Source organism: Burkholderia metallica (assembly GCF_001718555.1).
GTDB classification, from domain to species: Bacteria; Pseudomonadota; Gammaproteobacteria; order Burkholderiales; family Burkholderiaceae; genus Burkholderia; species Burkholderia metallica.
Genome location: NZ_CP013403.1, coordinates 183,091 through 206,099, shown reverse-complemented (window position 1 = coordinate 206,099; position 23,009 = coordinate 183,091). Strand labels below are relative to the sequence as shown.

Sequence of the window (23,009 nt, the reverse complement as noted above, 5' to 3'; positions counted from 1 at the left end):
GGCCATTACGGCTGCTTCGGCAAATCGACATACGCTTCGAGTTCGCCGGCGACATAAAGCCGCTTGCCGATTCGCGGATACTCGCAGACGTCGTGTTCGAGCCGCTGCCCGCCGACGAGCAGCTCCAGCGGCGCATCGCCGGTGTTCTGCACCGTATGCGCTTCGCCGCCGCGCGGAAAGCCCAGAAAATCGCCGGGCCCGATTGCATCGGTGCGCTCGCCGATCGTGACCGCGCCCGTGCCGGACAGCACGTACACGAACTCTTCTTCGTACAGGTGACGGTGATACTCGGCCGATTCGTGACCGGGCATCAGCGTGAGCAGGTGCACACCGAATTGCGTCAGGCCGGTCAGGTCGCTGAGTTGTCGCTTCAGACGCACGGCATTCGGATTCAGCGAATGCACCGCGCGCGTCGGTTCCATCTTCGCGATATCGGCGGCCTTCAGCAGTTCCCGGGGGAAGGGGGTCGACATGGGGATCTCGCAAGTGTGAATGTTTCGGTCGGATGCTGCGCCGGCGCGGCGCGCGCAGCGGCCATTGTCCGATATTTTCACGCTTGCGGATGCGCCGCGTGCCCCGTTGTCGCGCACAGCTAGCGCGCGCAATCGGCCAGCAGGTTCGCCGGCACCGTCGCGGAAGGCGCGACGAACGACAGGTTCACCGCGTCGTGCCCCGCGCCGCTGCACATCTCCATGTACGGACAGCCGGCGGCAGCTGTTGCCCGCCGCACGCGCTCGACGCATTTCGCATCGAACACCACCGGCTCGTATTCGGCGATCGTCTGCACCTGCACGCTCGCCGACGTCGAACGCTAGTCACGCGGCATCGTCGCGCTGGATCTCGCCGAGCCGATGCCCGCGCCGACGGCCGCGATCGTGATGCGGCGGCATGCGTTGCCGACGGTCGCCGCGCTGCATTTCATCGAGTGCCTGAAGGTTGCAACCGCAACCGTCTCGGGAACCGACCATGCATGACGCTCAGCGCACATGCGTGCCGCGCAGCTCCGTCAGCAATGCGACGAGACGATCGATGTGCGCGTCCTCGGTGCGCCACGACGATACGCTGATCCGGAACGCCGGCCGCCCTTGCCACACCGTCGCACCGAACCACACGTCGCCCGACGCCTGCGCGGCCGCGAGGATCGCCGCCGTTTCGTCGTCGGTGCCGGCCCGCACGAGCACCTGGTTCAGCACGACGCGGTTCAGCACGTCGTAGCCGGCGGCTCGCAGGCCGTCCGCGATCCGTGCGGCCTGCGCGCAATGCCGCTCGACCATCGTGGCCACGCCGGCGCGGCCAAGCGAGCGCAACGCGGCCCACACGGGAATGCCGCGTGCGCGCCGCGAGAATTCGAGATTCAGGTTCTTCTGCGCGTCCTGCGCGCCGCTCAGGTAGACGGCGTCGCTGTTCATCGCGGTCGCGAGCGCGGCCGCGTCGCGGCAGATCACCATCGCGCCGTCGTACGGCGTGTTGAGCCACTTGTGGCCGTCGGTCGTCCAGCTGTCCGCGCAGTCGATGCCGTCCGTCAGCGCGCGCTTCGACGATGCGCGGGCCCACAGGCCGAACGCGCCGTCGACGTGCACCCATGCGCCGGCCGCCTTCGCGGGCGGAATCAGCGCCGCGAACGGATCGAACTCGCCGGTGTTCACTTCGCCGGCCTGCACGCAGAGGATCGTCATGTCGTCGAGCGGCGGCAACTGCGCCGGGTCGATACGGCCGTGCGCGTCGACCGGCGCGACCACGACGCGTTTCATCCCGAAGCCGAGCACGCGCAGCGCCTTCTTCACCGTGATGTGCGCAAGCTCGGAAATCACGACCTTCACTTCAGGCGCACCGATCAGGCCGTCCGCGTCGACATCCCAACCCTTGCGCGCGAGCAGCGCGCGCCGTGCGGCCACCAGCGCGACGAGCGTGCAGGCCGTCGCGCTCGTGCCGAAGCCGACCGCGCTGCCTTCGGGCAACCCGAGCACGTCGACGACCCAGCGGGCGGCCTGGCGCTCGATCGTCGCGGCGACCGGCGAATTCGCATACGACGACGCGCACTGGTCCCACGCGAGCATCAGCCGCTCGGCCGCTGCCGCGGCCGGCAGCGCGGCGCCGATCACGAAGCCGAAGTAGTTCGGGCCGTTCGACGCGACCGTCGCGGGCGTGCCGCGTTCGTCGAGCAGGCGCAGCACGTCGGCGGCGGCGCGGCCCGTATCGGGCAACGGCTCGTCGAACGCCGCGAGACCGGCCAGCGCGGCCGCGTCGGGAAACGCGCGCCGTTCGTTCGTCGTGGCCAGATACGCGTGCGCACGCCGGTCGGCGTCGGCCAGCAATGCAAGTTCGTCCATGTCGGTTGCCTCGGTAGGAGTCAGAGTTGCGAGAGATCGCGGCCGAGCTGCTGCAACGCGCCGTCGATCCGCTTGTAGTACGTGAACTTGCCGACGCGGGTCGCCTGCACGAGCCCGGCATCCGCGAGGATGCGCATGTGGCGCGTGGTGGTGGCCGGCGCGATGCCGAGCTTGTCGGTGATGTAGGTGCAGCACACGCCGAGCTCGTCGAAGTCGCCGTGCGGCTGCGGCGGAAAATGCTTGCGCGGCTGTTTGAGCCAGCGCATCACGGCCAGGCGGCTTTCGTTGGCCAGTGCGCTGATGCGGGTGACTTCGTCCATGGGTTCGGGATGGGTTGAACGTTTCGAATATTAGCTAAATGACGAAATGTAGGCAATCGGTTTGGCGAGGAGTTTTCACGACGGTCGCTATGCGTGCCCCCAACGGGAGTGACTTCTATACGCGTCGGCGGCTACGACAGTTTCGGGGCTCCGTTACTCACAAGCGACCACGCTGACCGGGATCGCGACGATCCCGGCCAGTACCCTCTCCGTCGATAGCAGGCCGGGTATCGGAGTGTGTGTCCGTCATCAGAACTGTGCGGTGACCTGAAAACCCACTGTCACTCGTGCCGTCGGGAATCCGGACGGCTTGTAGACCGGTGTACCGGCAAACAGGTCGTAACCGTAGGCGCCGAATCGGGTCGCGACGCTGCCCTTCATGCCGATCATCGCACCGGCCAGTTGCGTGCCGACGAGTGTGACCGGCTGCGGGCCCCACACGCGGCCGTAGTCGATGCCCGCATAGACGGCCTGCCCGGTTTGCCCGATCGGTGCCTGTAGCTCGTTGCGCCAGTAGAACCCGCAGGCCGCGGCGAGCATCGTTTCTTGTTCATTCTCGTCGACGCGGCCCGCGTCCATTCGTTTGGTTATCGACAGCAAGCTTACTGAAGCATCGAAAAATGTCTGTCAAATATTGCCAAGCTGTTGAATGACCACCACACATTTCGAGTTTCAGTCTCGTCTGATTGACGTGTGCCTCGACATCTCGATCCGAGGTTCCGAAGCAGACTTGGCGGGTAGCGCCGCGAATGAAACCGTCGACGGTCGGTCCGACTCGGCAGAGACTGAAACTCTGCAAAACCCGTCGATAGCCACAAATGAGCTGGCGTCTTAAGGTCGGCTTATCGCTTGATATAAAACTACGCACTCCGAATTACAAATTTCATTCAAACCTCATGATCGGCACTGCATTCGGCGTTACGACTGCGGAATCTGCATCGAGTCGCTTCCGTCACGGCACGCTCATGCCGCCTTCAACGCGTCCGTCAACCTGTCGATCAGCGCACGCACGCGCCGCGGCTGCACGGCGCTCGCCGGATAGACTATCTGCAAATCGACGTCGCCCGGCGAGAATGCGCGCAGGACTTCGACGAGCGCGCCGGACGCCAGATCCTGCTCGACGTCGACCAGCGATTTCAGCGCGATGCCGTGCCCGGCGACGCACCACGCGCGCACGAGCGCGCCGTCGTTGGCCACGCGCCGCCCGCGCACCGTCACGCGCCGCGGCTCGCCGTCGATGCGGAACGGCCATTCGGCATACAGGTCCTGTCCGAAGCGCATCACGATGCAGTCGTGCGCGGCGAGATCGTCCGGATGCCGCGGCGTGCCGTGCGCCGCAAGATACGCGGGCGACGCGCACACCACGCGCCGCGCCCGGCCGAGCAAACGGCTGCGTAGCGAGCTGTCGGCGAGCGTGCCGCGGCGGATCGCGAAATCGAGGCCCTGCCCGACGACATCGACGTAACCGTCGCCGAGATGCAGGTCGACCGTGACGCCCGGATGCTCGGCGAGGAACGCATCGACGACGGGCACCACGCGCTCGCGGCCGAGATCGGCCGGCGCACTCAGGCGCACCGGCCCCGACAGCGTGTGCACGCCGAGCCGCACGCGGCTTTCGAGTTCGTCGGCCTCGGCCAGCAGGCGCCGCGCACCGTCGACGAGCATGCTGCCCTCGTCGGTCAGGCTGATCGCACGCGTCGTGCGCGTGAGCAGCGCCGCGCCGTAATGGCGCTCGAGCGCGGTCAGCCGCTCCGAGACGGTGGCCGGCGACAGCCCGAACTCGCGGCCCGCCGCGGCCAGTCCACCCTTTTCCACGATACGCAGGAACAGCGCCAGGTTGTCGAGCAGCATTATTCGCCCCTTCCGAACGAAGTTTTCGAAGTCTGCCCAATTATCCGGAATATCCGCAAGCGATACAGTGTGCGAACGCTCGGCCACGCAGCCGCTCCTCGACACTTCGATCACGCAAAGGAAATTCGCGATGGAATACCGCACGCTCGGCCGCTCCGGCCTCAAGGTTCCCGCCCTGAGCTTCGGTGCCGGCACGTTTGGCGGCACCGGCCCGCTGTTCAGCGCATGGGGCAACACGGGCGTCGACGAAGCGCGCCGCCTGATCGACATCTGCATCGAAGCCGGCGTGAACCTGTTCGACACGGCCGACGTGTATTCGGACGGCGAATCCGAGCGCGTGCTCGGCGCCGCGATCAAAGGGCGTCGCGACCAGGTGCTGATCTCGACGAAAACGGGCCTGCCGACCGGCAGCGGCCCGAACGACGCGGGCACGTCGCGCGCGCGGCTGGTGCGCGCCGTCGACGACGCGCTGCGCCGCCTCGGCACCGACTACATCGACCTGCTGCAACTCCATGCATTCGACGCTGGCACGCCGGTCGAGGAAGTGATGTCGACGCTCGACGATCTCGTGCGCGCGGGCAAGCTGCGCTACATCGGCGTGTCGAACTTCGCGGGGTGGCAGATCATGAAATCGCTGGCGGCGGCGGATCGGCACGGCTGGTCGCGTTACGTGGCGAACCAGGTCTACTACTCGCTCGTCGGCCGCGACTACGAGTGGGACCTGATGCCGCTCGGCGCCGACCAGGGGCTCGGCGCGCTCGTCTGGAGCCCGCTCGGCTGGGGCCGGCTCACCGGCAAGATCCGGCGCAACGCGCCGCTGCCCGAACGCAGCCGCCTGCATGAAACGGCTAGCTACGGGCCGCCGGTCGACGACGCGCGCCTGTACGACGTGGTCGATGCGCTCGACGCGATCGCCGAGGAAACCGGCAAGACCGTGCCGCAGATCGCGCTGAACTGGCTGCTGCAGCGCCCGACGGTGTCGTCGGTGATCATCGGCGCGCGCAACGAGGAACAACTGCGGCAGAACCTCGGCGCAGTCGGCTGGGCGCTGACCGATGCGCAAATCGCGGAGCTCGACGCGGCAAGTGCGGTGGAAGCGCCTTATCCGTACTTCCCGTATCGCCGCCAGCAGGCGTTCGCGCAACTCAATCCGCCGCTGCGCGGATAAGGGTTGCGGGCCTGGAGCGGCGGGCTATTGGACGTGGGGACGCAGCCGCGCAACCCTAAGCCGGCACACGCGCATCGCCGAGCCGCACGACCTTGTCGGCCGGCCCGATGACCGAGTGCCGGTGCGTGATCGCGACGACCGTGACGTCGCGGGCCAGCAGCCGCACGTGTTGCATGATGTCGCGCTCGGTGGCTTCGTCGAGCGCGGAACTCGCTTCGTCGAGAAACAGCACGGTCGGTTCTCCGTACAGCGCGCGGGCGATCGCGATGCGCTGGCGCTCGCCGCCGGACAGCTTCAGCCCGCGCTCGCCCACCGTGGTGCGGAAACCGTCAGGCAGGCTTTCGATGAACGTCAGGATCGTCGCCTTCGCGGCCGCTCCGCGCAGGCGCTGCGCATCGCAAGGCCGGCCGAGCAGGATGTTGTCCTCCAGGCTTTCGTTCAGCAGCACGACGTCCTGCGGCACGACGGCGACCGCGCCGTACCAGTCGGCGCGATCGATGGCCGCGAGGTCGACGCCGTCGACGAGAATGCGCCCGCCGGTCGGCTCGATCGATTTCAGCGCGAGCTTGAAGACGGTGGATTTCCCCGCACCCGTTTCGCCGACGAGGAACGTGATCGCACCGCGTTCGGCGACGAAATCGACATCGGTCACGCCACGGCCGTTGTCGTACGCATAGGAAACGTGGTCGAACACGATGCGCCCGTCCCGCGGCGCGAACGCCGACGCGTGCGACACCTGCCGCTCCTCGGGCGCCGTCCACAGCGCCGCGAACGGCACGAGCGCCGCGCGGGAGCGGGCACTCTCGTCGACGGCGCGCGCGATCATTTCGAAGGGCAGATTCAGTTGCAGCAGCAACGTGTTGAACAACACGATGTCGCCGATCGACAGCGCACCCGCCGCGTGACGCGGCAGCAGCAACCAGAATGTCACCGAGAACTGGACCGCGAGGCCGAGGCCCAGTAGCGCGAGATAGCGGACGTGCTGCAGTACATACGCGCGCCAGCTGTCGCGCACGACGCGCGCTTTCTCCGAGAAGCGTTCGCTCATCCAGCGATGGCTGCCGAAATGCCGAAGTGTCTCCATCGCGTTGATCGCGCCGCCGACGAAGCGCGCATTCTCCTGCCCGGCCTCGACGGCGCGGTCGAGGAACCCGCGCGAGCGCCGCGCGCCAACGATCGCGACCGTCAGCGCGAGCGCGCCGTATGCGGCCGTGATCGCTACCACCTCGACATTGATCAGCGCGCCGAGCGTCACGAGCGTCAGCACGATCTGCAGCGAGCCGGGGATCAGGTCCATCAGGCCCAGCAGCACGAGCACCGACAGCGCGCGGCTCCCGCGCTCGTTCGCGTTCTGGATTTCAACGGGATGATGTTCGACGAAGAACGCCGTGGTCTTCTTCAGGATGCGCTCGAAAAAGCGCGTGCTGGTGATGAAGCGCAGATTCTCCGCGCTCATGAACGCGAGGTACTGCACCACGCGTTGCAGCGCGCTGGACAAGCCCAGCAGCACCGCGTAGACCACGAAGCCCGGAAGCAGCGCGTGGAGCATGCCACGGTGCGACAGCGCGTCGATCAGGCGAGAGAAAAGATAGGGCGCGGCAACCGCGCTCGCGCTCGACAGGATGACGACCGCCACGACCGTCGACAACATCAGGCGATCGGCCTTCCAGTAAGCCCGCAGGACTTCGACGACCGGACGCGACACACGGGTTTCGTTCATGACAGGATAAACCGGGCATGGCGCAGCCCGGATGGCAGCGATGAGCGAAAAAGTCTAGCAGAGTGAAAGGAAAGGCGCGGCGGCGTTCGGGCGCGCGGCCGACACGATCGCCGCCAGCGCGTCGCCGACGGTCGACATCGCGAGCGTTTTGCGGATCGTGCCCCGGCTTGCCGGCCCGCCGATCCATTGCCGGCGACCTGTGTCCCGTGTTCGGCGATGCCCGTCGTGTCGGTCATGTGCGCTTGCGCCCGGTATGCGTCGCCGGCTCAGGACGCGCATGGCAAGCCGAAGCGGCGCAACGCGCAAGCGGGCTGCGTCGCGCAACCGGTTTCCGTTTACGGCCGCAACGTTCTACAGTGACATACAACTACCCGAACGATCCGAGCCGCCGCGTGTCGTCCCCGCTCGACGATACGCACCCGATTCCGAGGACATCCGATGCCGAGCATCCTGGCCGCGCCCGCCAACCTCCCCCCGAGCCCCGTCGCGGCGGAAACGCGCATGGTGCACGACGTCGCGACGCTGAAGCCGTCCGACTACCGTTCGGCGGACGGCGCATCGTGGGTCATCTCCACCATCGCGCCGGCCGCGGACAGCGGCACGAACGTGACCGGCACGACCGACTTCGACACCGCGAAAGGCCGGACCGTCGCGGTGCCCGACGCGCGGCGCCGCTATGCGAATCGCGGCACGTGGCAGGTCGTCGCGAGTTCGAGCCCTTCGGTGCCCGCCACCGGCCGCTACGACTGGCTGACGCTCGCATGGCTGCCGGTCAACCGGCGGCCGCTGCCGCAAACGCCCGAGCACCTGTATTCGCCGTTCATTCGCGGCGGCACGATCGTGTATCGATGGAATCCGGCGGCGGAAGGCGGCGAGCAGTTCGGCAACGTGCGGATGATCTTTCCCGAATGGACACAGCAGGTGGCCGACGCGTTGCGGTCTGCGGCTGCTGCAGCACCGGACGGCGCCGGCACGTCGGCCGCACCGCCGCTCGATCGCCTGAAAACGGACACGAATCCGATGAGCGCCGTGCTCGACTTCGGCGATGCGCTGCGCGACGAACCGGTCGAGCGGATCGTCGCGCGGCTGCCGGAGCTGCTGCGCGTGAAGGATCTGCATGAACTGTCGGCGATCGTGTACCTGTGCCTCGCCGGATCGCGCACCGAAGACCGGCCGCGCTTCGCCGAAGCGATCAACGGATCGATCGCGTCGATCGACGAGCGCGCGCGCCTGCTCGCGGTCGCGTACGGCGCGTTCGCGGCCGGCCGCGCGCGGCCTTATCCGTTCAACGATGCGGGGCAGACGGCGCGTATCAACGACGTATTCGGCGCGTTGAAGCGGCGCACGACCGCGCTCGACATACCGGTCGCGCAAGGGTCGCCGTGGTACGAGTTCTTCACCGCGTATCGGCTTGGCGAGGCGGCATCGGGAAACCGCCCGTGACGGGCAGCAGCACGAGCATACAGTCGCGCCGTTACGCGGCGGCCGCGTCGCCCGGGCTCGCGCCTGCCCGCTTTCCGATACGCGCCAAGCCTCGTCCTACGCAAATACCCGCCTGAATCGGCCCGGGCCGAATGACCCGGACTACGCGGCGTCTTACCATCGCCTGACGCATCGACGAACGGGCGCCTGATGTGCCGTTCGCGTCACCGGCTGCCCGCTCCGTCCTGTTCGCCTCTGGCCTCGCGCGATTCTCGATCTGCACGGAATCTGCACAGAAGATGTTCCCCTCGCGCAGACGCCATCTCGCCCCGATCTCCCTATAGTTCGAACCACTCGACACTTCTTCAGGAGTACATTCATGTTTTCCTTCTCGATTCGCAGCTTCGCCCGCTATGCGGTGATCGCATCGGCCGCCACCATGCTGCCGACCGCCGAAGCCGCCGCCGGCCTGCCCGCCACGCCGACGATCCGCGCGATGGCCGGTGCGCAGCCGATCGATCATCTCGATCCGAAGACGACCGCGCTCGTCGTCATCGATTTCCAGAACGAATACCTGAACGGCAAGATGCCGATCGCCGACGTTCAACAGGCGATGGCCAACACGAAGCGGCTGATCGATTTCGCCGACCGCAACGGCATGCGCGTCTACCAGGTGCAGCACGTCGCGCCGGCCGGCTCGCCGCTGTTCGCGCTCGGCGGCAAGACCGTCGAGTTCATTCCGGAGATGAAGCCGCGTGCCCACGACACCGTCGTGCAGAAGGAAACGGTCAGCGTGTTCGCGAGCACCGATATCGACAAGCGCCTCAAGGCGGACGGCATCAAGACGCTGGTCGTCGCGGGCCTGATGACGCACGCGTGCGTCGCCGGTGCCGCCCGCGACGCCGTGCCGCTCGGCTACAACGTCGTGGTAGCATCCGACGCGTCCGCCACGCGCGCCATCGTCCGCGCGAACGGCGAATCGATCGACAAGGACACGCTGCACCGTGCCGCGCTTGCCGAGATCGAAGACACGTTCGGCGACGTCAAGACGACCGCCGACATCCTCGCGCTGCCGCTGCGCTGATCGCCCGCCATGCCGCGCCTGCCCGGGCCGGCGCGGCGAATCCGGAAACCGTCCTGACCACGCATCGGAACCCGCCATGGATCAACTGCTCGCGATGCGCGTCTATCGATGCCTGGTCGAATCCAGGGGATTCTCGGCCGCAGCCGATCGCCTCGATACGACCCATTCGACCGTATCGCGCCAGTTGAAGCTGCTCGAAGCGAGCCTCGGCGTGCAACTCGTCAACCGTAACACGCGGAATTTCTCGTTGACGGCGGCCGGGGAGCGCTACTACGACGCGTGCGTGGACATCCTGGAGCGCGTCGCGGCGGCATCGGAAGACGTGACCGACACACCCGGCCAGCCGTCGGGCGTGCTGCGCGTCAGCATGCCGCTGTCGGTCGGCACGCTGGAAATGCCCGCGTGGCTGCCCGCATTCCGGCACGCGTACCCGGACATCCAGCTCGACGTCTCGTGCAGCGACCGCTTCGTCAACCTGATCGGCGAAGGGTTCGACGTCGCGCTGCGCATTAGCGGCGGCCTGCCGGATTCCGACCTCGTCGCGAGAACGCTCGCGATATCGGATGAAATTCTCGTCGCGTCGCCCGACTATGTCGCGCGTCGCGGCCTGCCGCGCACACCCGTGCAGCTCGCGAAACACGACTTGCTCGCCTACAGCGGCAGCGACGACCGAACGAGCTGGCGCGTCACGCCACCGAAGGGCGCGCCCGTCACCGTCCGGCTCGACGGCCCGCTGCGCATCGACGCGATCACCGCGCTGCATGCGGCCGTGATCGCCGGGCTCGGCATCGGCGCATTCACGCACCACACGGTGCGCGACGACATCGCGCACGGGCGGCTCGTCCCGATCCTGCCCGGCCACACGCTGGCGAAGCGCCGCTACTACGCGCTGTATCCGAAATCCCGGCACGTGCCGCCCAAGGTGCGTGCGTTCGTCGATTTCGTCGCAACGCTTTACGACGCACACGCATGACGCGGCGGCGCGTTCGCGCCGGCTCCGTCGATGTGCGTCTTCCATCGAAATCGTTCGTCCGTCACCAGCCGCGCGGCGTGCAATGCGCGAGTGAACGCCCGGTGCGCGCATCCGGCAGCGGTGCCATTCCGTTGAATCGGCCGATCGGGGTCGGTTCGCGGCCACACCCGCACGCATGAAGAAAAAAAATCGGCCGCCCGGGGGGAGGGGGCGGCCGTCAAGGAGAGATCCCTGTCCGGGATACCGGCGGACACCACTCCGGACCGGTACAGGTATTGTTGACGAACGCGATTCCGCTGACCATCGGACCGGTCTGATTTGCAGCCCGATGCATGAAAATCACGGCGTCCCGAGCCTGCCGCCTCCGTCGCATTCGCAACGCACCGTTACGTTCGCGACGGGAACCCCATACGCGGCGACCTGTCGAATCGCCGCACGACCGTCGACGGCTTCGCCGCCATGGCGGACAATCCCTTCTCCAGCCCCGCTCGAATACGTCCCGCCCTTTCACATGCTGAGCATTGGTCCCTTCTCGATCCGCGTCGTCGCGGTAGCCGTCGCCGCGCTGCTCGCGTGGCTCGTCGCCCGTTTCCTCCAGCGCCGGCCGCCCGACGGACATCACAAGACCGCATCGAGCCTCGTCCTCGATACGTTGCTGCTCGGCCTGCTCGCCGCGCGGTTCGGCTACGTCGCGCAGTGGTGGCGCGAGTACGCCGCCGCGCCGCGCTCGATCGTCGCGCTCGGCGACGGCGGCTTCGACTGGCGCATCGGCGTCGCGGCCGCGATCGTGTTCGCGGGCTGGCGCCTGCGCCGCCTGCCCGCGCTGCGTCGCCCGGTGATGGCCGGGATGCTCGCGGGCCTCGCCGCATGGGGCATCGCGCAAGGGACGCTGGCCACGTTGCAGCACGGCGCCCCGCCGCTCGCCGCGCTGCAGCTCGAAGCGCTCGATGCGACGCCCGTGCCGGCGCAACGCTTCGCGGGCAAGCCGATCGTCGTGAACCTGTGGGCGACGTGGTGCCCGCCGTGCCAGCGCGAAATGCCGATCCTCGCACAAGCGCAGCAGGATCATCCGGGAATGACGGTGCTGATGGTCAATCAGGGCGAAGACGCGCAAACGGTGCGCGCGTTCCTCGAACAGAAAGGGCTGCGGTTCGATCACGTGCTGCTCGATCGCACGCTGCACGCGATGAAAGCGTACGGCTCGCGCGGGCTGCCGACGACGCTCTTCTTCGACGCGCAAGGCAACCTCGTCGAATCGCACATGGGCGAGATCACCGCCGCGCGGCTGAAAGACGCCGTGGCGGATCGCTTCGGTCAGTAACGCGCGCCGGTCGAGGGGCAGCGGCAACGCGCATCACCGCCGCGGCCAGCCGGGCCGCACGACGTGCCGGCAGATGAACGCGCGACATGCGTGAAGCTCGATCGGCGCAGCGGCAAGCGCGACGCCGAAATCGGACAGGTCCGATTGGCCGTGCCGGATGCGCGCCGTAAACTCCGGCGCATGATGACGCAGATCCAGTCCACCTTCGGCGCGCTGCGCGACGCCGCCGCGCATTGCGCCCGCCGCCCCACGTTCCTTCGCAACCTCGACATCGCGGTACTCGCACTGATCGTCGCGAGTGTGCTCGTCGTGATGGCCGACAGCGTGCACGACCTGCACGAACGGTACGGCCACGCGCTCTATGTGGCCGAATGGGCGTTCACGCTGCTGTTCACCGTCGAATATCTGGTGCGGCTGCTTTCCGCGCCGAAGCCGGCCGCCTATGCGCGCAGTTTCTTCGGCATCGTCGATCTCGTGTCGGTCCTGCCGACCTACCTCGCATTCTTCTTCCCCGGCCTGCATGCGCTGATCGACGTCCGGCTGCTCCGGCTGTTGCGCGTGTTCCGCATCCTTGGGCTGTCGATCTACCTCGAGGAAGGGCAGATGCTGATGCGCGCGCTGACCCGCGCGCGGCGCAAGATCTTCGTGTTCATCGGCGGGATGTTCGTGCTGGTGGTGATCCTCGGCACGCTGATCTTCCTCATCGAAGGGCCGGAGAACGGCATCACGAGCATTCCGGTGGGCGTGTACTGGGCAGCCGTGACGATGAGCACGACCGGCTACGGCGATCTGACGCCGCATACGCCGCTCGGCCGGCTCATCACGTCGTGCGCGATCCTACTCGGTTACGGGATCATTGCGTTTCCCACCGGGATCATGGGCGCGGAGCTGGTTGCATCGGCACTGGAGCGCACGCGCGCCAACACGCGGCCGGCCATCGGCGACGAGCCGTGCTGCCCGCATTGCGGCGTCGCGCTGCCGGTGCGCAATGCGCCGGATGCCGACGCAGGCGGCGAGCAGGCGACGAAGTGATCGGTGCGGTCGGCGCGGTCGGCGCGGTCGGCGTGGGCGACGCGCCGGGCGTCCATCTCGATGAAGCCCGTGCGCAGCAGGGAATCGCGCGCGTTCAGGCGAAACTGCTGTAACGCAACGGGCCGAACCCTCCATGGTTCGGCCCGGCTTCTTTCCACCCACCGCACGCACGCGCGCTATCGCCGCGTCACTTCACCTGGCCACCCAGCATCTGCGCGAAAGCCGCCAGCCCCGTCAGCATGATCTGCACGCCCACGCACAGCAGCAGGAACGCCGACACCCGCATCGCCACTTTCGTCCCCTCGCTGCCGAGATAACGCGCGAGCGTCGTCGCGCGGCTGTAGATCTGCCAGATCGCGAACGCGACGAGCGCCGCGACCGCCACCGACACCACGCCCGACGCCACGTAGTCGGCGACCGTGCGCGTACGGTTCGCGTGCAGTGCAATGCCGGCCGCGATCGAGCCGGGGCCGATCGTCAGCGGCACCGTGAGCGGGAAGAACGCGCGCGCCATCAGCCTCGGAAAATCGTCGCCATGCGTGGCGCTGTCGCCGCCCGGTACGTCCGGCGCGTTGAGCATCGACCAGCCGGCCACGGCCACCGCGAAGCCGCCGCCGATTCGCAGCGCCTCCATCGAGATCCCGAAGAAATTCAACACCGGCGCCCCGATGAAGAAGATCACGAGCAGCGTGAAGAACACGTTGGTGGCGAGCTTTTTCGACAGCGTCGCACGCTCGGTCTCCGTCAGCGATTGCGTGCGCTCGAGAAACACGAACGCCATGCCGACAGGATTGATGATGCCCATCAGACCGGTAAAGCCGAACAGGATTTCAGGAATCAGGCGGTCGACCGGCATCGCGATCGTGCTCCTCGATATTGGACAGGGAAGAAAAAAGCGACCGGTCAAAGAGACCGGCCGCCAAACGGACATACCTCCAGAATCCGGCACGCGCGGAAGCGTGCCGGCCCGCAGAACCCCGATTGTCGATGAAGCCGGGTGCGCGGAAAATCAGTCGGGTCTGATTTTGCGGACGACGTGATCGTCGTGCGATCTGCGGGGCAATCCCGCCTCGCGGGTATCCAGGTTTTGGTCTGACGGTTGTCGGCGTAGACGGAAAAGGTGTGTTCGGCGGCCCGCTCCGGCTGCCGCTAGACCGGCTTCGGTAACGCACGCGCCGTTGCATCACGCAGGCCACCGCACCCGCGAATGAAGCGTGTGGCACCGGAAATCCTCGGCGCTCGCATGAGGCAGCGTTGGGAGTAGCGCTATCAATGAATAGCATGACTGCGACCGGGCCCAACGGTCGCCGCCGAAGCCCGACCGACACCACACCTGTTCAATTTAGCCTGAATGATCGTCACAACCAATCGGACCAGACTGATTCTGCGATGGGTCGACGCACGTCAGCAATCGCACGCTGGAACGATTCCGATGCAAACGAAAAGCGGCCGAGCCCTCCGGTCGCCGCAACGCATCCGCGCCTGTCCGCGCGCCACGCATCGCGATGTCGGTTCGATCGGCGCGCCCATACCGGCGAAAAAAAAGACGCTGCCCGAAACCGGGCAGCGCATTGAACGAAGACATGCTTCGGATACGAGGTGTCGGGCACATACCATGCGGTCACCCGACCTGCGTATTGTCGAAGAACAGGTGGCGCACGCACAATCAGCCTGGTCCTATTCCGCAAGCTTTCATCGGCCACGTGCGCGACGCTCGCGTCGACGTTCATGCGACTTCACCGCTCGGCACCGCACGCCTACGCATCGTTCATCATTTGCGCGCCCGATCGATCGCAGGCGGAGCGTTCCGGCCGCCTGTCTCGTCAAGAGCGCAGACGACACGGATCTCCGTCAGAGAGGTCGGCCATCGATCCCGCAGCACGCATGAATCAGACCGGGCCTACGCGCGCTTTCCCGACAGGGCCGTCCGTCGACACGCGCACTCGTTCAGTACGAGTTCGATTCATATATCAACTTGTTTAGAACTTGTCCTATTCAATTGCCGGATGCCGCCGCCTAAAGTGGAGTGCATCGAGGCACCGGGTCTTCCGCCGCAACCGGCGCGACATCTCGCGATGTCATCCGGCAACCTGCTCCGCATTGCGAAGTTTCGTCAGCCTCCCTCGATTCACGATGCCGCCGATCGCCTCCGACGCGCGACGGCTTTCCGGAGCGACCTCACATGCAGATCACCCCGCACGACATGCCCACGCTTGCCGACATTCCTCGTCTTCCGAACGAAGTCGGCGATGCCGCGCACGCCGTATCGAACCACGCGAAGGCCGCGCCCGGCAGGCTCGACGAGTCCGTCGCCGCCGCCACGCAAACGCTGATCGAGCGCGGCGATCCCGCACGTGCCGCCGAGCTCGCGGCCATGCACTGGCAACAGCATCCCGCATCACCGGCGGCGGCGTTCAATTGCGGGTATGCCCTTCAGATGGCCGGGCGTCACACGGAAGCGATCGTGCCGTATCGCAGGACGCTCGAGCTCGCGCCCGCGTGGCCGTCGCTGAAGAACAATCTCGCGCTCGCGATCCGGCTGTCGGACGGCGATCCCGATCTGGAACACGCATTCATCGAAGGCGCACTCCACGACGCCCCGCACGACGCGCGGGCGTGGACCCACGCGGTCATCACACGCCTGAACCGCTTCGACCTGGACGGCGCACTGCGTGCGGCCACCCGCGCGGTGACGCTCGCACCGGACTGCCCGCTGGCCGCCGGCAACGCGGCCGCCGCGCTCAAGGAAGCGCAACGGTGGAAAGAAGCCGAGCAGTACGCGCAACGCGCGTGCGTCCTCGATCCGCACGACTCGACACATCGCTACAACCTGTCGCTTCTCCGGCTCGCACGTGGCGACTTCGCTTCAGGATGGGCCGATTACGACGCGCACCGGCACGGCGCGGGGGAACTGCGCGACACGCTGCCCGAGTTTGCGCGGCCGCGCTGGTGCGGCGAATCGCTTGCCGGAAAGACGCTGCTCGTATGGGATGAACAGCGCATCGGTGACGTCCTGCAGTTCAGCCGCTTCGTGCCGCTGCTCGCGAAGCGCGTGCGTCGCGAAGGCGGGCGGCTCGTGTGGCATGCTATTCCGCAAATGGGCGCGCTGATCGAGCGCAGCCTCGGCGATCACGCCGACGTGTTCGACACCGGCACCCGCTTCGAACATCTGCCCCCCTTCGACTACGAACTGCCGCTGACGAGCATCCCGTGGCGACTTGGCGTCGATGCGGATGCCTTCGCCGCGTCCGCGCGTTACCTGCGTGCGGATGACGCGGCCACCGACGCGTGGCGCCACGCGCTGTCCGGCGAAAAGCGGTTGAAGGTCGGCCTCGCGTGGACGGGCAGCCTCGACCCTCAGCGGAATCGCTTCCGTCAGGTCGGGCTCGAGCGCTATGCCGATGCGTTCGCCGGCATGCAGAAGGACGTCGCGTTCTACTCGCTGCAACCGGGCGCGCAGCACGACGTCGAAGCCGCCAAAGCGGCCGGGTTCGACGTGATCGACATGACACGCGAATGGAAGACGCTCGACGACACCGCAGCCTTCGTCGGCGCACTCGATCTGGTGATCACCGTCTGCACGTCGGTCGCGCACCTGAGCGGCGCGCTCGGCCAGTCCACGTGGGTGCTGCTCGATGCGAATCCGCATTGGGTCTGGCAGCATGATCGGCGTGACAGCCCGTTCTATCCGGGCGCGGTGCTGTATCGGCAGCAGGCATTCGCCGACTGGCGGCCCGTACTCGACGAGGTGGCCGTGGATCTTCGGCATCTCGTCGGCCGACGCGCGCACCCGGACGGCGCGGCAACCGTCGTATCGTCCGATTGCCGGACCACGCACATGTGGACACCGAAGCCGCGATAAAGAGCATCCGGCCCGTGACCACGCGGCTCGGTCGCCCGCATCTGGCGTGCTTGATCGTGTCGACGGTCGACGCGCGCTCTGGCGACATCCCCACTCGCTCGCGATCAAGCGGCTTCCCGCGCCGCCCGATCGACGGTGGGCAGTGGACGGTTGGCGGCCGTCCTACGGCCGCGAAAACACCATCACACGCCCCTGCACACGCTGAAGCTTGAGCCACCCCATGTCGGCGGTGAAGCGCAGTTGCTGCAGCGGAAAGTCGAACTTCGCATCGCCGGCGGCGCTCACGACCGCGTTGGCGATCCAGCGAATCAGCGCCTTGCCTTCCTCGGTCGTCACGCTGCCGTTCTGCACGCCGTAAAAATAGCGATTCCCGGCGTTGACCTCGTTCTGCAACTGCACCCAGTGCCCCTGCAACCCCTGCAGGGTCCTGAACAGGTCGGCAACCCGTTGCGTCGTGAGGCCGCGCGCCCACAGCGCGCCATTCGCGGCGGGCCGCGCCAGGTTGTGGCGATCCGCGTCCTGCGCCTGCTCCTTGATCTGTCCCCGCAGGGAATCGTCCTTCGACATGCCACGCTCCTCATGGTGATGGGCGCGGGAGAACGACCTCGCGCGCGCCGCATGCACGATACGCCCATTGCGGGAAGTCATCGCCTGTCAGGTATGTCAGGCCTTCTTTTTCGTCTACTGGGCGGCCCGAGCGGCGGCATCCGCACGCACGACGACACGGCCGCGCCGGACCCCACCGGCGCGGCCGCCAGGCCCCCGCTTACGCGACGGCCTTCACCGCCGGCTGCGCGGCAAAAAACGTCGCCTGCGCCGCTTCGTCCGCGCGCGCATACGCGCGGTTGATGCCGCCGATCACCGCGCGGATCGACGCGGTCGTCAGGTTCGCGTCGATGCCCACGCCGAACGCGCTGCCTCGTACGCCCGTGCCGGACAGTTCGGCGATCGCGATCGCCTTCGCATCGGCGCCCTGCGACAACGCGCGCTCCTCGTAGTGCTGAATGCGCAGCGGCGTACGCAACGCATGCATCAGCGCGTCGAGCGGACCGTTGCCTTCGCCGCGCAGTACGCGGCGCTCGCCGTGCACCTCGGCGGTCAGCACGATCGTCTCGCGGCCGTCGCGCTCGGTCAGCTCGTGGCCGACATAACGCAGCGGCGCATCGCCTTCGACGTATTCCTGCTGGAACAGCGACCAGATCTGCGCGCTCGTCACCTCGAGCCCGCTGTCGTCGGTCAGGCGCTGCACGGCCGCGCTGAAGTCGACCTGCAGCCGGCGCGGCAGCACGACGCCATAGCTCTGCTCGAGCAGGTACGCGATACCGCCCTTGCCCGACTGGCTGTTCACGCGAATGATCGAGTCGTACGTGCGGCCGACGTCGCTCGGATCGATCGGCAGGTACGGCATTTCCCACACGGCATCGGGACGCTGCACCGCGAAGCCCTTCTTGATCGCATCCTGGTGCGAGCCAGAGAACGCGGTGAACACCAGGTCGCCGACGTACGGATGGCGCGGATGGATCGGCAACTGCGTGCATTCCTCGGCCGTGCGCGCGACCTCGTTGATCTGCGAGAAATCGAGGCCCGGATCGACGCCTTGCGAGTAGAGGTTCAGCGCGAGCGTGACGAGATCGACGTTACCGGTGCGCTCGCCATTGCCGAACAGGCAGCCCTCGATCCGGTCCGCGCCGGCCATCACCGCGAGTTCGGCCGCCGCGACCGCGGTGCCGCGGTCGTTGTGCGGGTGCACGGACACGATCAGCGCATCGCGGCGCGCGAGGTTGCGGTGCATCCATTCGATCTGGTCCGCATAGAAGTTCGGCGTGCCGACTTCGACGGTGGCCGGCAGGTTCACGATCGCCTTGTGCTCGGGCGTCGGCTGCCACACGTCGAACACGGCGTCGCAGACTTCCTTCGCGAAATCGAGCTCGGTCGCCGTGAACGTTTCCGGGCTGTACTGCAGCGTGAAATGCGTGTCGGTCGCGGCATCGGCGAAGCGCTTGATCGTGCGCGCGGCGTTCACCGCGAGTTCCTTCACGCCGTCGCGCTCGAGGCCGAACACGATCTTGCGGAATTCCGGCGCGGTCGCGTTGTACAGGTGCACGATCGCGCGCTTCGCGCCGCGCAGCGATTCGAAGGTGCGCTCGATCAGGTCGTCGCGCGCCTGCGTGAGCACCTCGATCGTCACGTCGTCGGGAATGTGGCCGCCCTCGATCAGCTCGCGCACGAAGTTGAAATCTGTCTCGGACGCCGACGGGAACGCGACCTCGATCTCCTTGAAGCCGATCGCGACCAGCATCTTGAACATCCGCATCTTGCGCGTCGCGTCCATCGGCTCGAACAGCGACTGGTTGCCGTCGCGCAGGTCGGTGCTCATCCAGATCGGCGCCTGCGTGATCGTGCGGGTCGGCCATACGCGGTTCGGCAGGTTGACGGGCGTGAACGGTCGGTACTTCGTCGCGGGGTTCTTCAGCATCATGATGTTCGGTCCTCGGTCGGTTTGTCGGGAAACCGCCGCGCGGCAGCCATCAGTCGTGGTGACTGGCTGCGCGCGCAGCGGTGAAAACGGTAGAACGCAGCAAAACGGCAAAGCGGTACGGCGAACGACAGCCTTGACGGTTGACGACCGGGACGGAGCGATTCGGAAGCAGGACGAACTCAGACGCCGGTCGACAACCGGGGCCAGGTCGGTGATGCGGGGGAAATCTGGCGCTTCAGGAAAGAAGCAGATGGAAAGCGCGCAGCCGCAGACCCAGCCCGGAGAAACGGGCTAGTAGTCGTAGCGAGAAGAGGGACTGGGCGGCTTGCATGGCCGAAATCAAATCACAGACGGATGGGCGGTGTCAATGGCAACGCGCACGATCATCCGATCGCGCCGTCTGCAAAATCAGTCTAGTCCGATAGGCGGCGGTTTTCCCGATCGATATGCTTCACGGGTGCGGTGCCGGTGAGGCCCTATTCATGTTCGGAGTGAGTCGGTCCATCCTCTTCACCGGTGCCGCACCCCTGCCCCCCTTGCGATCGGGCTTCGGTGTGGGCGTTCGACGGTGGCCGGTGGGCGCGGCCACGACAGAGATGCTGATGTTGAAACGACACGCTGCCATATGCGAACGTCGAGCGCCTGCTCCGAAGCCCGATTGCCCTCTCCCCGCAGCCCCTGCGCAATCGCGCATCATTCAGAGAATCGATACGCACGCCGATATAGTTTCGAGAATATATCGAAATATCGTCAATTACACACACTTCATTAAACCGATTAACCCTGATTTTCTATTTACTGAACAATTGCCATTCACGGGCGAATATTTTTTTATTTATTTTTCGGCATGCTCGACACGTCGCGTTTCAAACGGCAAACGTTTGCGCGACGGGACACGATTCCTTATGCACCAATCATCAGGAGGAAAGCATGGCCGACTCTCAAACGTCTTCCAATCGCGCCGGCGAGTTTTCGATTCCGCCGAATACCGATTTCCGCGCGATTTTCTTCGCGAATGCCGCCGAGCAGCAGCACATCAAGCTGTTTATCGGCGACAGCAACGAGCCCGCCGCGTATCACAAGCTGACCACGCGCGACGGCCCGCGTGAAGCCAAGCTGAATTCCGGCAACGGCAAGCTCCGCTTCGAGGTGACGGTGAACGGCAAGACGTCGGCCACCGACGCGCGCCTCGCGCCGATCAACGGGAAGAAAGCGGACGGCTCGCCGTACACGGTCAACTTCGGGATCGTCGTGTCGGAAGACGGCCACGACAGCGACTACAACGACGGCATCGTCGTGCTCCAGTGGCCGATCGGCTGACCTGACGCGCGATCGGCAGCCGGCTCGCCGCGCCGGGCGGCTCTCGCCCGGCCGGCCGGCGAGCCGGTGCGTCGCTCGGCGACGGGCGGCGCATCCGCGTCACCCCATCATCACCGATCACCGGAGACATCCATGCCTCTTCTTTCAGCGTCGATCCTCAGCGCGCCTGTGGTGACGTCCGAAACCTACGTCGACATTCCCGGCCTGCACATCGACATCGCGAATGCCGACATTCGCGACGGCAAACTTCTGGTCATCCTCAACGTGCCGACGCCGTATGCGACCGGCAACAACTTTCCCGGCATCAATTTCGCGATCACGACCGACAACGGCGTCGTCGCGGACGGCACCTTCACCTATTCGTCGAAGGTGCCGGAAAATACCGGCCGCATGCCGTTCACGCTGGTGGCGACGATCGAAGTCGGGCCCGGCGTCACGTTCGTGAAGGGCCAGTGGAGAAGCGTGCGCGGCAGCGCGATGCATATCACGTCGTATGCGAGCATTTCCGCGATGGGTTGCTGCACGGCCGGGCAGTCGTCGTCGCAGGGCGGCGGCACTTCGGGCAACCCGGGCACCCCGGGCAGCGAAGGCGGCGGCACCGGTTCGGGTCCGGCCCCGGGCAACATCGGCAGCGGCGGCGGCGAGCGCGACGGTGTCTTCAACCTGCCGCCGAACATCAAGTTCGGCGTCACCGCGCTCACCAACGCGGCGAACGACCAGACCATCGACATCTACATCGGCGACAACCCGAAACCGGCCGCCACGTTCAAGGGCGCGGGCGAGCAGGACCAGAACCTCGGCACCAAGGTACTCGACTCCGGCAACGGACGCGTGCGCGTGATCGTGACGGTGAACGGCAAGCCGTCGCGGCTCGGGTCGCGGCAAGTCGATCTGTTCAAGAAGTCGTACTTCGGGATCGTCGGCTCGGAAGACGGCACCGACGACGACTACAACGACGGCATCGTGTTCCTGAACTGGCCGCTCGGCTGACCACCAAGCGGCACGGCAGAGTTCGCGCGTCGTTGTCGAACCTGCGAAGGCGACGGGGCCGGCCACACATTGCGAATCCATTCATTCGAGCAGTCAGTTGCAGTTCCCTTGCTGTACTCCGCGCGCGGCAGCGGCGAAATCCGTTCGCCGGCCGCGCGACGCGAGACCTTTTATCGAGACGAGGACGACATGTCACAACCGTTTACCCATGACGATCTGTACGCGCTGCTGCAACTCGCCGGCAACGACGCAACCGCCGTACAGGCCAACGGCGATCAGGCGGTGCTCGACCGGATGCGCCAGTTCATGACCGCGCAGCTCGTCGAAAAGCTGCCGCAATACGACGTGTTCGTCGACATCGCGACGATCCCGTACAGCTTCGACGTCGGCAGCTGGCAGAACAAGGTGAAGACCGATGCGGCCGGGCAGGTGGTCGCCTGCACGGTGACGTGGGCCGGTGCGCCCGGCGTGCTGCCCGGCGCCGCCGCGAAGTTCGGTGTCGGCGCGGTGGTCAACTACTTCTCGAAAGCGACGCCTCAGCCGCAGCCCGGACAGCCGGGCACCACGACCGGCGGCGGCGAACGCGACGGCCTCTTCAACCTGCCGCCGAACATCGCGTTCGGCGTGACCGCGCTGGTCAATTCGTCTGCACAGCAGACGATCGAGGTCTTCGTCGACGACAACCCGAAACCGGCCGCGACGTTCCAGGGCGCCGGCACGCAGGACGCGAACCTGAACACGCAGATCGTGAATTCCGGCAAGGGGAAGGTGCGCGTGGTCGTGACGGCGAACGGCAAGCCGTCGAAAATCGGCTCGCGCCAGGTCGACATCTTCAAGAAGACCTACTTCGGTCTGGTCGGGTCGGAAGACGGGACGGACGGTGACTACAACGACGGTATCGCGATCCTGAACTGGCCGCTCGGCTAAGCCGCGCAACGCTGCTCTGTCGCCACGCTGCCCGGCGTGGCGATTCGCTCACGCACGCCGGACCGGCAAGAACGATCCAATGCCCCGCCACCGATACGCGATCGTTCGCCCGACACGCTCATGGGCCCGACATGAATCCGGCGGGCCGAGCACCCAGGTTTATCGAAACCGAACTAGACCGAGAACTGACGCTCCACAGGATTTCCGCCG

At 66.5% G+C, this 23,009-nt stretch carries 19 protein-coding genes and 2 pseudogenes; 11 read left to right on the top strand and 10 right to left on the bottom strand.

What is annotated here, in order from left to right; all coding sequences use genetic code 11:
* Positions 1-5 precede the first annotated feature (5 nt).
* Both WJ16_RS20800 and WJ16_RS34970 read right to left on the bottom strand, forming a co-directional pair.
* Entirely contained in the window at positions 6-473 is a 468-nt protein-coding gene (locus tag WJ16_RS20800) for a cupin domain-containing protein (protein ID WP_069258994.1), read from the bottom strand.
* Positions 474-592: 119 nt separating this feature from the next.
* Complete coding sequence (locus tag WJ16_RS34970) at positions 593-787, bottom strand: hypothetical protein (RefSeq protein ID WP_236858397.1); 195 nt, start codon at positions 785-787, stop codon at positions 593-595.
* A 7-nt stretch (positions 788-794) separates the two neighbouring features.
* Between WJ16_RS34970 and WJ16_RS33550 the strand changes: the two are divergent.
* Positions 795-974: pseudogene (locus tag WJ16_RS33550) on the top strand (LysR family transcriptional regulator); the annotation flags it as partial.
* A gap of 3 nt (positions 975-977) precedes the next feature.
* On the opposite strand, the gene WJ16_RS20790 reads toward WJ16_RS33550, so the two are convergent.
* From WJ16_RS20790 to WJ16_RS20775, 4 genes and pseudogenes are all read right to left on the bottom strand, one after another.
* Positions 978-2,330 carry a pyridoxal phosphate-dependent decarboxylase family protein gene (locus tag WJ16_RS20790; protein WP_069258992.1) on the bottom strand — a complete coding sequence of 451 codons (1,353 nt, stop codon included), beginning with the start codon at positions 2,328-2,330 and terminating at the stop codon, positions 978-980.
* A 20-nt stretch (positions 2,331-2,350) separates the two neighbouring features.
* Positions 2,351-2,650, bottom strand: a complete 300-nt coding sequence (locus WJ16_RS20785) for an ArsR/SmtB family transcription factor (protein WP_069258991.1) — start codon at positions 2,648-2,650, stop codon at positions 2,351-2,353.
* Positions 2,651-2,899: 249 nt separating this feature from the next.
* Positions 2,900-3,196: pseudogene (locus WJ16_RS20780) on the bottom strand (ShlB/FhaC/HecB family hemolysin secretion/activation protein); the annotation flags it as partial.
* Positions 3,197-3,613: 417 nt separating this feature from the next.
* The gene (locus tag WJ16_RS20775; RefSeq protein ID WP_069258989.1) at positions 3,614-4,501 is read right to left on the bottom strand and encodes a LysR family transcriptional regulator; all 888 of its coding nucleotides are present in this window, start codon (positions 4,499-4,501) and stop codon (positions 3,614-3,616) included.
* A gap of 130 nt (positions 4,502-4,631) precedes the next feature.
* Here WJ16_RS20775 and WJ16_RS20770 point away from each other — a divergent pair, with 130 nt between their 5' ends.
* Positions 4,632-5,669, top strand: coding sequence for an aldo/keto reductase (locus tag WJ16_RS20770; protein WP_069261060.1), 1,038 nt, complete (start codon positions 4,632-4,634; stop codon positions 5,667-5,669).
* Positions 5,670-5,724: 55 nt separating this feature from the next.
* Here the strand turns inward: WJ16_RS20770 and WJ16_RS20765 are convergent, their stop codons facing one another.
* Positions 5,725-7,389, bottom strand: coding sequence for an ABC transporter ATP-binding protein (locus tag WJ16_RS20765; protein ID WP_069258988.1), 1,665 nt, complete (start codon positions 7,387-7,389; stop codon positions 5,725-5,727).
* A 438-nt stretch (positions 7,390-7,827) separates the two neighbouring features.
* Between WJ16_RS20765 and WJ16_RS20760 the strand changes: the two genes are divergently transcribed.
* From WJ16_RS20760 to WJ16_RS20740, 5 genes are all read left to right on the top strand, one after another.
* Positions 7,828-8,832, top strand: a complete 1,005-nt coding sequence (locus WJ16_RS20760; RefSeq protein ID WP_069258987.1) for a hypothetical protein — start codon at positions 7,828-7,830, stop codon at positions 8,830-8,832.
* 358 nt (positions 8,833-9,190) lie between these two features.
* A complete protein-coding gene (locus WJ16_RS20755; RefSeq protein ID WP_084636089.1) occupies positions 9,191-9,895 on the top strand; it encodes a cysteine hydrolase family protein in 705 nt (234 codons plus the stop codon).
* Between the two features lie 76 nt (positions 9,896-9,971).
* Entirely contained in the window at positions 9,972-10,868 is an 897-nt protein-coding gene (locus WJ16_RS20750; RefSeq protein WP_069258986.1) for a LysR family transcriptional regulator, read from the top strand.
* Positions 10,869-11,379: 511 nt separating this feature from the next.
* Positions 11,380-12,189: a TlpA family protein disulfide reductase gene (locus tag WJ16_RS20745; RefSeq protein WP_069258985.1), complete on the top strand. Its 810-nt coding sequence runs from the start codon at positions 11,380-11,382 to the stop codon at positions 12,187-12,189.
* Between the two features lie 180 nt (positions 12,190-12,369).
* A complete protein-coding gene (locus WJ16_RS20740) occupies positions 12,370-13,221 on the top strand; it encodes an ion transporter (RefSeq protein ID WP_069261058.1) in 852 nt (283 codons plus the stop codon).
* Positions 13,222-13,408: 187 nt separating this feature from the next.
* Here the strand turns inward: WJ16_RS20740 and WJ16_RS20735 are convergent, their stop codons facing one another.
* A complete protein-coding gene (locus tag WJ16_RS20735) occupies positions 13,409-14,077 on the bottom strand; it encodes a MarC family protein (RefSeq protein ID WP_069258984.1) in 669 nt (222 codons plus the stop codon).
* A gap of 1,326 nt (positions 14,078-15,403) precedes the next feature.
* Here WJ16_RS20735 and WJ16_RS20730 point away from each other — a divergent pair.
* Entirely contained in the window at positions 15,404-17,083 is a 1,680-nt protein-coding gene (locus tag WJ16_RS20730; RefSeq protein ID WP_236858361.1) for a tetratricopeptide repeat-containing glycosyltransferase family protein, read from the top strand.
* A gap of 162 nt (positions 17,084-17,245) precedes the next feature.
* Here WJ16_RS20730 and WJ16_RS20725 read toward each other — a convergent pair whose 3' ends face one another.
* Positions 17,246-17,650 carry a peptide ABC transporter ATPase gene (locus tag WJ16_RS20725; protein ID WP_069258983.1) on the bottom strand — a complete coding sequence of 135 codons (405 nt, stop codon included), beginning with the start codon at positions 17,648-17,650 and terminating at the stop codon, positions 17,246-17,248.
* A gap of 199 nt (positions 17,651-17,849) precedes the next feature.
* Positions 17,850-19,559, bottom strand: a complete 1,710-nt coding sequence (gene leuA, locus WJ16_RS20720; protein ID WP_069261057.1) for a 2-isopropylmalate synthase — start codon at positions 19,557-19,559, stop codon at positions 17,850-17,852.
* A gap of 933 nt (positions 19,560-20,492) precedes the next feature.
* Between leuA and WJ16_RS20715 the strand changes: the two genes are divergently transcribed.
* From WJ16_RS20715 to WJ16_RS20705, 3 genes are all read left to right on the top strand, one after another.
* Positions 20,493-20,882, top strand: coding sequence for a fucose-binding lectin II (locus WJ16_RS20715; protein WP_069258982.1), 390 nt, complete (start codon positions 20,493-20,495; stop codon positions 20,880-20,882).
* 132 nt (positions 20,883-21,014) lie between these two features.
* The gene (locus WJ16_RS20710; RefSeq protein ID WP_069258981.1) at positions 21,015-21,872 is read left to right on the top strand and encodes a fucose-binding lectin II; all 858 of its coding nucleotides are present in this window, start codon (positions 21,015-21,017) and stop codon (positions 21,870-21,872) included.
* 189 nt (positions 21,873-22,061) lie between these two features.
* Positions 22,062-22,799 (top strand): fucose-binding lectin II, encoded by a 738-nt coding sequence (locus tag WJ16_RS20705; protein WP_069261056.1) that lies wholly within the window; start codon positions 22,062-22,064, stop codon positions 22,797-22,799.
* Positions 22,800-23,009: the final 210 nt, after the last annotated feature.